Source organism: Paenibacillus sp. FSL R5-192 (assembly GCF_000517845.1).
GTDB classification, from domain to species: domain Bacteria; phylum Bacillota; class Bacilli; order Paenibacillales; family Paenibacillaceae; genus Paenibacillus; species Paenibacillus amylolyticus.
Genome location: NZ_ASPR01000042.1, coordinates 88445 through 98107, shown reverse-complemented (window position 1 = coordinate 98107; position 9663 = coordinate 88445). Strand labels below are relative to the sequence as shown.

The 9663-nt window shown below is 46.2% G+C and carries 11 protein-coding genes; 8 read left to right on the top strand and 3 right to left on the bottom strand.

What is annotated here, in order from left to right:
- The 3 genes from C161_RS20300 to C161_RS20290 form a co-directional block, all read left to right on the top strand.
- Nucleotides 1-337: transposase (locus C161_RS20300; protein ID WP_036672348.1), on the top strand; the 337-nt coding region annotated here is incomplete at its 5' end.
- A 466-nt stretch (nucleotides 338-803) separates the two neighbouring features.
- The gene (locus tag C161_RS20295) at nucleotides 804-1454 is read left to right on the top strand and encodes a hypothetical protein (protein WP_036672336.1); all 651 of its coding nucleotides are present in this window, start codon (nucleotides 804-806) and stop codon (nucleotides 1452-1454) included.
- A 534-nt stretch (nucleotides 1455-1988) separates the two neighbouring features.
- Complete coding sequence (locus tag C161_RS20290; RefSeq protein WP_017687614.1) at nucleotides 1989-2465, top strand: hypothetical protein; 477 nt, start codon at nucleotides 1989-1991, stop codon at nucleotides 2463-2465.
- Nucleotides 2466-2586: 121 nt separating this feature from the next.
- Here the strand turns inward: C161_RS20290 and C161_RS20285 are convergent, their stop codons facing one another.
- The gene (locus C161_RS20285; RefSeq protein WP_017687615.1) at nucleotides 2587-3186 is read right to left on the bottom strand and encodes a thymidine kinase; all 600 of its coding nucleotides are present in this window, start codon (nucleotides 3184-3186) and stop codon (nucleotides 2587-2589) included.
- Nucleotides 3187-3363: 177 nt separating this feature from the next.
- Between C161_RS20285 and C161_RS20280 the strand changes: the two genes are divergently transcribed.
- Entirely contained in the window at nucleotides 3364-3576 is a 213-nt protein-coding gene (locus C161_RS20280) for a hypothetical protein (protein ID WP_036672335.1), read from the top strand.
- Nucleotides 3577-3584: 8 nt separating this feature from the next.
- Here the strand turns inward: C161_RS20280 and C161_RS20275 are convergent, their stop codons facing one another.
- Both C161_RS20275 and C161_RS20270 read right to left on the bottom strand, forming a co-directional pair.
- Entirely contained in the window at nucleotides 3585-3932 is a 348-nt protein-coding gene (locus C161_RS20275) for a potassium channel family protein (RefSeq protein WP_036607883.1), read from the bottom strand.
- Nucleotides 3933-3995: 63 nt separating this feature from the next.
- Nucleotides 3996-4313, bottom strand: a complete 318-nt coding sequence (locus C161_RS20270) for a DUF2627 domain-containing protein (protein WP_017687618.1) — start codon at nucleotides 4311-4313, stop codon at nucleotides 3996-3998.
- Between the two features lie 224 nt (nucleotides 4314-4537).
- Here C161_RS20270 and lpdA point away from each other — a divergent pair, with 224 nt between their 5' ends.
- The 4 genes from lpdA to C161_RS20250 all read left to right on the top strand — a co-directional run bounded on the left by lpdA (nucleotide 4538) and on the right by C161_RS20250 (nucleotide 9612).
- Nucleotides 4538-5962, top strand: coding sequence for a dihydrolipoyl dehydrogenase (gene lpdA / locus C161_RS20265; protein ID WP_036672333.1), 1425 nt, complete (start codon nucleotides 4538-4540; stop codon nucleotides 5960-5962).
- 139 nt (nucleotides 5963-6101) lie between these two features.
- Nucleotides 6102-7130 carry a thiamine pyrophosphate-dependent dehydrogenase E1 component subunit alpha gene (locus tag C161_RS20260; protein ID WP_036607878.1) on the top strand — a complete coding sequence of 343 codons (1029 nt, stop codon included), beginning with the start codon at nucleotides 6102-6104 and terminating at the stop codon, nucleotides 7128-7130.
- A gap of 2 nt (nucleotides 7131-7132) precedes the next feature.
- Entirely contained in the window at nucleotides 7133-8119 is a 987-nt protein-coding gene (locus C161_RS20255; RefSeq protein WP_017687621.1) for an alpha-ketoacid dehydrogenase subunit beta, read from the top strand.
- Nucleotides 8120-8166: 47 nt separating this feature from the next.
- On the top strand, nucleotides 8167-9612 hold the full coding sequence (locus tag C161_RS20250; RefSeq protein ID WP_036672332.1) for a dihydrolipoamide acetyltransferase family protein: 1446 nt from the start codon (nucleotides 8167-8169) through the stop codon (nucleotides 9610-9612).
- Nucleotides 9613-9663: the final 51 nt, after the last annotated feature.

Genomic DNA, 9663 nt, shown 5'->3' with positions numbered 1-9663 from the left:
TAACCAAAAGAATACCTACATGTTTGACATTGAAAAATGCAAAGTATGCCCAATGAAAGACGGGTGCTATAAAGAAGGTGCGAAAAGTAAAACCTATTCTGTAACCATCAAATCGACCGAACATAAGGAACATGAGGCATTTCAAAATAGCGATGGTTTCAAAGAAAAATCAAAAGAACGTTATAAAATTGAAGCGAAAAATAGCGAACTCAAGCACAGACACGGGTATGATGTTGCATCGTCCTCGGGTCTTGTTGGCATGCAAATGCAAGGTGCCATGGCCATATTTACTGTTAATCTCAAGCGAATCATTACACTCATGAAAGACTCAAAGTAAAAGGATAGAGAAAAAGGCTATATTCCGTTCCAATGTGAACGAAATATAGCCTTTTTGATTTAAAATGAATCTTAACAATTGAAATGGTAAGTTTTTCAGTGGCCTCAGTTCATTCCGAAGTCATCTTTTTTGCATAAAATGGGTAATAAGAAGGCATAATGGCACAAGATAGAACACACTTCGAATTGAACATGAACCACCAAATGTCTATAATAAGCTTGAGAAACTTTAGAATGACACTATATAAGTTGAAATAATCATTTACACGATAACGGAGAGGACAGAAAAAATCTGAAAAGCGAAGCGGTCGCCTTTATCACCGGATTTTCCCTTAAGAAAAAGGGAATCGAAAAAATCTGGGGATAACAGCGATTGGAAGATTGTTCTGTCATCGTAGTGTCAGTGTAAATAAACTTTAATTCAACTTATATAGATACAATAACTAGATCAGAGTGGAGTGCAGCGTATGAAAAAGGGATCACAGCCACAACGAGGCTTCACCTTCATCCAGCGGTGGTTCAAACGATCTGATAAAAAAAAGATCAAATGGTCTGAAATGTATCTCGCACTTGCTGGTGCGCTTCATCGCTTGTTGGTTGAAGGGCGGCGTGAACGATCAGCAGCCAAACGGCTTCATCAGGACTTGCCTATTAACGTGTTGGGCGAGATGAAGCTAGAGCCAGGGGATATTGTGTACACGCCAAGCTCGGAATCGACGTATTACGCCGGGCATATGGGCATTATCGGTCTCGATGGCAAGGTGTATCATGTGCACCCTTATGGGCCTGTATTTGCTGATTCATTAGAGTGGTATCTCACGCGTTTTTATGAAGGAGATCGTTTCATTGTATTCCGTTCCAGATTGAATGAGGCAGGAATGAAAGCAGCGGGGTGGGTACACGACCATTACAAGCAGGTAAAATTCTACCGTTTGCAGACCAATCTGCGCAGTATTGAGCGCAATTACTGCTCCAAGTTTATATATCAGGCCTATCAGTTCACATCGGGACTGGATCTGTGGAGCCGCAAATTTACCCGAATGAATCAGGGTTATATCTATCCATTTCGAATTGAGCGTTCATCAGAGCTGGACGTTCTGGGAACTTTTTATAAATAAGGCTGGAACCGACTAAAATACTGTTCTTCCGAAAAAAAGGAGAGCAGGTTCTGTCGGTTTTTTTTATATGTGTAGAGATTAAAAACAGGAAAAACGCTCAAAACGTCGAATAGATTATGAGATAGGCACGCACAACTTGGAATCGTATACATAAAAAAAGACGAGATGATTATTAGCCCAGAGTAAAAAAATGACTACGAAGTAGACGAACAAGAAAGAGTGAAGCGAGATGAAATGGCCGGGTTTCTTACAACGATTCCGACCGAACAAAAACGTGGTTAAGCTATCGGATTATATCCCAAAAAAGGAAAGGAGGCACTACTGTTCCATATGCAAGAAAAACGTTAAATCGGTCGTGCATTATGCCGCGCCACAGGGAAATGTTTCAGGTGTATGCAGTTCTTGTAAGTCTTTAGCGGATGAACGTGGAATGTTTCCCATTTAATAAGAAGAGATGCGCTCAGGAAATAAGAATTTTTTGATTTATGCGCGTTTTTGTAGTACATTAGCAAATGTATTCGAAGGAGGATTCTAATGTACTCAGGTAGACAAGACGATACTTTATACATCATGACCTACACCTTAAACAGCGGTATCAAGGGTACGGTTCCACTGTCTAATAAGCAGATTATTGAGTGGCTGGATTGCTACAGAAATGAGAAGCGCTTCGTGACCGAAATCGGCAAGGAGTTTTTTGGATTGAATGCAGGATTGGTAGCAGACTTCAAGGTTCAAAATCATTTATCGGATTATCAGCAGACCATTATGCCTACACAGCAGCAGGATAACCTGGAACGCTTGTCCAGTGCTTATAAATCAACCGAGTTATTAATGAAGATTGATTGTAAATGTGGCACGGCTTATGTGACGGAATCCCCATACAAGCGCACAAAATGGTACTGTACAAAGTGTAAAGAGATTGTATTTTTGGATGCCAAAAAAGGAATGGTGGAAACGTCGCGTGGTGACGCTTACTACATGACCAACAAATATTTTGTTTCCCGTGACTAGCGGGAAGTGACTCTGGAAGCATCGCTGCGAAGCGGTGCTTTTTTGTACGAATGTTTGCTCTATAACAAAAAAAGCCCCAAGGGGCCTTTTTGGAAGATATCTAAGATCGATCTTTTAGGAATTATGATGAGCATTCAACTTTGTGAGGAGGAATGAAGCAGCAACGACAGCGTGGCTCGTAAGCTTCTGAATCGCCAATCATGACAACCGGACCCAAGGTAACAGGCTCCCCATTGACGATACGTTGCGTAAAGGCTGCATCCGGGCTGCCACATACCGCACAGAAAGCCGAGAGTTTCTCAATGTCGTCTGCCATGGCAAGCAAACCACCGACATATCCGAATTCCTTACCACGGTAATCCATATTAAGTCCGTCCACAATGACATGTTTGCCACAATACGCTAACTCCGAGACAAGTTCCATAATGGCACTGCTGAAAAATTGTACTTCATCAAATGCAACAACATCAGCATCTATGGTTTGGTTCAAGATCATTTCTACGGATTCCGGGGTTAATTGCCGGGGAATGGAATGGGCAGGGAGTCGATAACCAATTCGGCTTACGATCTCGTCCTGGGCAAACCGATTATCCTCGGCTGGTTTGTAGGCCACAACCTTTTTACGGCCAAATTGTATTAATTTCTGACAACGGCGAATGAGTTCACCGGATTTTTCACTGAACATGGGTCCAGTAATTACGGTAATACGTCCTGTTTGCACGGTGCTGCTACTCCTCTCACATACGGGATTCAACAAAAAAAGCGACCTTTACAGAGTACCACAAAATCTTTGGAAAGAGCCAGAACTAATCTGCGCAGCTTTGTGTTACTATATGGAATGTTAAGGTATTGGTTACGGCAGCTAGTTAACAGGAGTTGTGAAAAGAGGTGTTTTAGTATGAGTGAAGCATTATCATCACTTCAAGAGCGATATGAAAGCCTGAAAGAACAGGGATCTCTAGATGAAGCGGCGCAGACGTTATTTGCAGAACTGTTCGCAGAAGCGGAGAGACTGCAGGCAAGTAACCTTACCTTGCGTAGAACGATCTTGAAGTCATCTTCCAAAGAATCACGTATGTCTACCAAGCTGCGGGATGCCTTATACGAATGACCCGGAGATTACTCCGGGTCCTCTTCTGTCTTTAATTTGCGAGGGAATAGAATACCTGCTGTAATTCTGGCAATCATGGCAAAGGTGAGACCAATGCCTGCAAACATGTAGATCACGGTAAAGGCTTTGCTGAATCCGGTGGTTGGCACAAATTCAGGATGTCCCACCGTAGTCAGGGTAACCGCACAGAAGTATAACGCATCGATCCAGTGTAGACCTTCAACACGAGTGTAAAATAAAGTGCCTGACAGCAACGTTGCTGCCGTTAACGCGAACAGAGCCAGAAACTTGGGGTCTTTGAACGCATGGAAAATGCCTTTGAGCAATCGTTGTAACGTGATTAGAAATGATACCATGATGATCCATCCTGTCTATGTAAAGTAGGCGGTGTGTTGTATAAACACACAAAAAGCCCGGACTCATGGAGTCCTTCCGGGCGTCTCTGCTTTTTCGGGTACACTTTTGGACCGGAAACGGGGACCTACATAATTACGCTTGCGGTCACGGAACAAGATCCAGCCTCCCAGAAAACTCATACCTGCGGCAAAAAGGACAAGTCCACCGCCAAAGGAAAGCCACTGGAATCCTGGTGAAATCAGTTCGTTCCCGTGCTCGGCATAATATAGGAACAGGGCATCTTTCATCATCAGAAAACCCTTCATAGCCATTAACCCGGGGATGACCAGAACAACAATTGCCAAAAATCGCGCAAAGACCAATCTTGTATTCATGAGCATTATACCCTTTCTGCCAAAGTCGACATTAAATAAAGGTTACGCTTACAGATCATACCTGATTCCATCATAGCTTGGAATGCATAGGCTGTCCATGTGTGATTGGTTCAAACTTTGAGTTGACCGCTCAAGGAGAGTACAATGGCATATAGAGGGTATAAGCCAAACCATGATTTAAGCCATCATAAATTATATTGAAATTTGATTCATAGAGGAGAGCATGAGAGATGCCAATTACATGTGATGTTGCAATTCTTGGAGGAGGGACCGGTGGATATGTAGCCGCGATCCGGGCTGCACAGCTGGGAAAACAGGTCGTTATTATTGAGAAGGACAAGCTTGGTGGAACCTGTCTGCATCGTGGTTGTATTCCGAGTAAGGCTTTGCTGAAAAGCGCGGAAGTATACGCTGAGATTCAGGAGAGCGAGACGTATGGTATCGAGACGAATGGAGCCACACTTGTATTTCCCAAAGTACAGGCGCGCAAGGATGCAATTGTCGAACAGCTCCACCAGGGCGTTCAGTATTTGATGAAAAAAAATAAAATCCAGGTTGTACACGCGAAAGGTCGCGTCATCGGACCATCCATCTTCTCACCGCAGAGCGGAGCAGTCGCTGTAGAGTTCGAAGATGGCGAGATGGATACGGTAGTTCCAACCAATCTCATCATTGCCACTGGTTCGCGTCCACGTGTGTTGCCGGGCCTGGAACCGGACGGCAAATTCATAATGAGCAGCGACGAAGCACTGCGTATGGATGAACTTCCTGCATCACTCATCATTGTTGGTGGGGGTGTGATTGGATTGGAGTGGGCATCCATGCTGAATGACTTTGGCGTAGACATCACAGTAGTAGAAGCAGCTGCTCACGTGTTGCCTGCCGAGGATGAGGATGTTGCCAGAGAAATGCAGCGATTGCTCGGCAAACGAGGTGTCCGTTTCCTGACAGGTGCCACCGTTCTAACCGAAACATATAACACGGATCAAGAGGGCATTCAGATTGATGTGCAGCTTGGTGAAGATAAGCAGGAAACGCTAAGAGCGGAGAAAATGCTCGTGTCGGTTGGACGTCAGGCTAATGTCGAAAATATCGGACTCGAAAATACAGATATCAAACTGGAGCGTGGGTTCATCGCTGTGAACAAACAGTTACAGACCGGTGAAGGTCACATCTACGCCATTGGTGACTGCATCGGCGGTTTGCAGCTTGCACATGCCGCAAGTCATGAAGGCATTCTCGCTGTCGATCATCTGGCGGGCAAAACGGTACATGCCGTAGAATCCCACCGTATCCCGCGCTGTGTGTACACACGTCCGGAAGCAGCAAGCATCGGATTCACCGAGCTTGAAGCCAAAGAACGTGGCTATGACATTAAAACAGGCAAGTTCCCATTTTCGGCCATTGGCAAATCGCTCATTCACGGAAGTCGGGATGGATTCGTGAAGGTGATCGCAGATGCCAAGACGAATGATATATTGGGGGTACATATGATTGGCACCCATGTGACGGAATTAATCGCTGAGGCTTCTCTGGCTCAGATGCTGGATGCCACACCTTGGGAAGTCGGACAAACCATTCATCCGCACCCTTCTCTGTCGGAAATTATGGGTGAAGCCATGTTGGCGGTCGATGGAAAGGCCATTGGAATGTAAGCCAAACAAGCTTATGAGAAAGGTCCTTTCCTTTTTTGGGTAAAAGGGATTATAATAAGGTTAAGCCAAGTCTTAGTACCAGGTTATAAGATCGGGTAGTAAGAGTGGCACAGGCTCTGATTAAAAGGAGGTACCTCATATGAGTTCACAAGGTACTGCAGACGCGGTCCACCGGCATCAACAGCTGGGACTTAGCGATGGTGAAGTATTGGATATGTACAAATACATGCTGCTCGCGCGCAAGTTTGACGAGCGTTGCTTGCTCTTGCAACGGGCTGGCAAAATTAACTTTCACGTATCCGGTGTAGGACAGGAAGCTGCGCAAGTAGGCGCTGCTTTTGGTCTGGATCGGGATCACGATTATTATTTACCTTATTACCGCGATTACGGTTTTGTACTGGCGGTAGGCATGACTCCGCGTGAGTTGATGTTGTCTGCTTTTGCGAAGGCGGAAGATCCGAATAGTGGCGGTCGGCAAATGCCCGGTCACTTCGGTCACAAAAAGCTACGGATTGTGACGGGTTCCAGCCCGGTTACAACACAGGTTCCGCACGCTGTTGGATTTGCGCTGGCTGCCAAAATGAAGAAGCAAGAATTTGTTTCTTTTGTTACGTTTGGCGAAGGATCAAGCAATCAGGGTGACTTCCATGAGGGAGCCAACTTTGCAGGTGTGCATAAATTGCCTGTCATTATTATGTGTGAGAACAATCAATATGCAATTTCGGTACCGATTCACAAACAGTTGAGCGGCAAAATATCCGATCGAGCACAAGGATACGGGTTCCCCGGACTGCGTGTAGATGGTAACGATGCATTAGAAGTATATGCTGCAGTGAAGGAAGCGCGTCGCCGTGCCATAGCCGGAGAAGGCCCGACACTGATTGAAGCGATGATGTATCGGTTGTCACCTCATTCCACCTCCGATAATGATCTGGCTTACCGGACCAAAGAGGAAGTTGAGGAGAACTGGAAGAAAGATGGCGTTCCTCGCATGAAGAACTACTTGATCGATTGTGGCATCTGGGACGAAGCCCGGGATGCGGATCTGGCTTCCCAGCTTGCGATGGAAATGAAAGAAGCAACTGAATATGCAGACAACGCGCCATATCCTAAACCTGAGGACACTCTGACGCACGTTTATGCGGACAGCGAAGAAGGGGGACGGTAAGTATGGCAGTGATGGAATATATTGATGCAATCCGTCTCGCGATGAAAGAAGAGATGGAACGGGATGAGAATGTGTTTATCCTTGGTGAAGACGTAGGTCTCAAAGGTGGCGTGTTTACCACAACTAAAGGGCTGCAAGATCAGTTTGGCGAAATGAGAGTGATGGACACACCTTTGTCTGAATCCGCTATTGCAGGTGTTGCCATTGGTGCAGCGATGTATGGCATGAAGCCGATTGCCGAGATGCAATATTCGGACTTCATGCTGCCAGCAACCAACCAGATCATTAGTGAAGCGGCAAAAATTCGCTATCGTTCCAACAATGACTGGAGCTGTCCAATTGTTATCCGTGCGCCGATTGGTGGCGGGATCTTCGGTGGGTTGTATCACTCCCAATGTCCGGAATCGATTTTCTTTGGTACGCCTGGTCTGAAAATTATAGCTCCCTACTCGGCATACGATGCTAAGGGACTGCTCAAGGCCGCTATTCGCGACCCGGACCCGGTACTCTTTTTTGAAAATAAAAAATGCTACAAACTTATTAAGGAAGATGTGCCTGAAGATGATTACATCGTTCCGATTGGTAAGGCCAATGTACTTCGTGAGGGTGCGGATATTACCGTGATCGGTTACAGCCAGCCGCTGCATTTTGTTATGCAGGCTGCTGAGGAGCTGGAGCGTGAAGAAGGCATTACAGCACACGTTCTGGATCTGCGCACATTGCAACCGTTGGATCGTGAAGCGATTATTGCTTCCGCTCGTCTGACAGGCAAAGTGCTGATCGTACACGAAGATAACAAAACGGGTGGTGTAGGTGCCGAAGTTGCCGCGATTATCAGTGAGGAATGTCTTTTTGAACTGGATGCACCGATTCAGCGTCTTTGCGGACCTGATGTGCCGGCCATGCCAATTAGCCCAACATTGGAGAAATTCTACATGCTGAGCAAAGACAAAGCTAAAGCTGCAATGCGTACACTTGCCGAGTTTTAATTTCGTTTTTTGGATCGTTTAAAAGTAAAGTTTGGAGTGATAATCAAATGGCTGAACGTATGAAATGGATCGAGGTCATTATGCCGCAATTGGCGGAATCGCTGGTCTCGGCTACCATAGGCAAATGGTTGAAAAAACCGGGCGACCGTGTGGAACAGTACGAGCCGATCTGTGAAGTAATCACTGATAAAGTTAATGCCGAGATTCCATCCACTGTGGATGGAATTATGGGTGACCTTTTGGTGGAAGAGGGCACAACGATTGCTGTTGGTGAAGCAATCTGCCGCATGCAGGTCGCAGCTTCTGACGAAGAAGCGGCTGAGCAAGTAACACAAGTATCGCAGCAACAGGAGCAAGTGCAGCAACATGCGAGCCCCACTCCTCTTGCCGCGTCAAATACAGCAGGACATGATCCGAACCAGCCGATGCGTAATCGGTATTCCCCGGCAGTGCAATCCTTGGCAGCAGAGCATGGCTTGAACTTGCAAAGCATCCAAGGCACCGGTGCCGGTGGGCGTATTACCCGCAAAGATGTGCTGACATTTGTTGCACAGGGAGGTAACGCGGCTGGATCGTCCGCACAAGCATCATCTGCAGCAGTTCAGCATACACCTTCTAGTATGCCGTCTGCTTCTCCATTCAGCGGAGTGAATCGTGGAAATGGAGAAATGGGTTTGACCGCTGGAGAAGCGATCTCGGCGTCCGATGCAGGTGTTCCTGTGAGACATTCAGGCATTCATCTAACCGAAAGTCCGAAAATTCCACAGATCGAAGTGGAAGGTGGCGGCCAGGGAAGATCGGAGTATTTCATCGATGTTACCCCTGTGCGTAATGCCATTGCCCGGAATATGCGTCAAAGCGTATCGGAAATCCCGCATGCATGGACAATGATCGAAGTGGACGTAACCAATCTTGTGATGCTACGCAATAAACTCAAGGATGAGTTCAAGCGTAAGGAAGGCATCAATCTGACATATCTGTCCTTCATGATGAAGGGAGTCGTTAACGCGATTAAAGACTACCCAATCATGAACTCGGTATGGGCAGTGGACAAAATTATCGTCAAACGGGACATTAACCTGTCCATGGCGGTAGGAACCGAAGATTCTGTACTTACACCCGTAATCAAACATGCCGATCAGCGAAATATTGCAGGTCTGGCCCGTGAAGTCGATGAGCTAGCTCGTAAAACACGTGAAGGTACGTTGAAGCTGGACCATATGCAAGGTGGTACGTTCACGGTGAACAACACCGGTTCATTTGGTTCGATCCTGTCCCAGCCGATCATTAACTATCCACAGGCAGCGATTCTTACATTCGAGTCGATTGTCAAGAAACCAGTGGTTATTAATGATATGATCGCTGTTCGTTCGATGGCTAACCTGTGTCTGTCGCTGGATCACCGAATCCTGGATGGGGTAATCAGCGGACGTTTCTTGCAACGTGTCAAAGAAAACCTTGAAGGATATACCATGGAGACCAAGGTGTATTAAGTAAATAGTTGTCGGGAAAGTGTATGTGCCGGAGGCCGTGCACTTTTCCTG

Excerpts from the sequence above, each read along its gene's own strand:
- C161_RS20260 (WP_036607878.1), top strand. The coding sequence starts at position 6,102 with ATGAGTTCACAAGGTACTGCAGACGCGGTCCACCGGCATCAACAGCTG.
- C161_RS20250 (WP_036672332.1), top strand. The coding sequence starts at position 8,167 with ATGGCTGAACGTATGAAATGGATCGAGGTCATTATGCCGCAATTGGCG.
- C161_RS20255 (WP_017687621.1), top strand. The coding sequence starts at position 7,133 with ATGGCAGTGATGGAATATATTGATGCAATCCGTCTCGCGATGAAAGAA.
- lpdA (WP_036672333.1), top strand. The coding sequence starts at position 4,538 with ATGCCAATTACATGTGATGTTGCAATTCTTGGAGGAGGGACCGGTGGA.
- C161_RS20280 (WP_036672335.1), top strand. The coding sequence starts at position 3,364 with ATGAGTGAAGCATTATCATCACTTCAAGAGCGATATGAAAGCCTGAAA.
- C161_RS20290 (WP_017687614.1), top strand. The coding sequence starts at position 1,989 with ATGTACTCAGGTAGACAAGACGATACTTTATACATCATGACCTACACC.
- C161_RS20275 (WP_036607883.1), bottom strand. The coding sequence starts at position 3,932 with ATGGTATCATTTCTAATCACGTTACAACGATTGCTCAAAGGCATTTTC.
- C161_RS20295 (WP_036672336.1), top strand. The coding sequence starts at position 804 with ATGAAAAAGGGATCACAGCCACAACGAGGCTTCACCTTCATCCAGCGG.
- C161_RS20270 (WP_017687618.1), bottom strand. The coding sequence starts at position 4,313 with ATGCTCATGAATACAAGATTGGTCTTTGCGCGATTTTTGGCAATTGTT.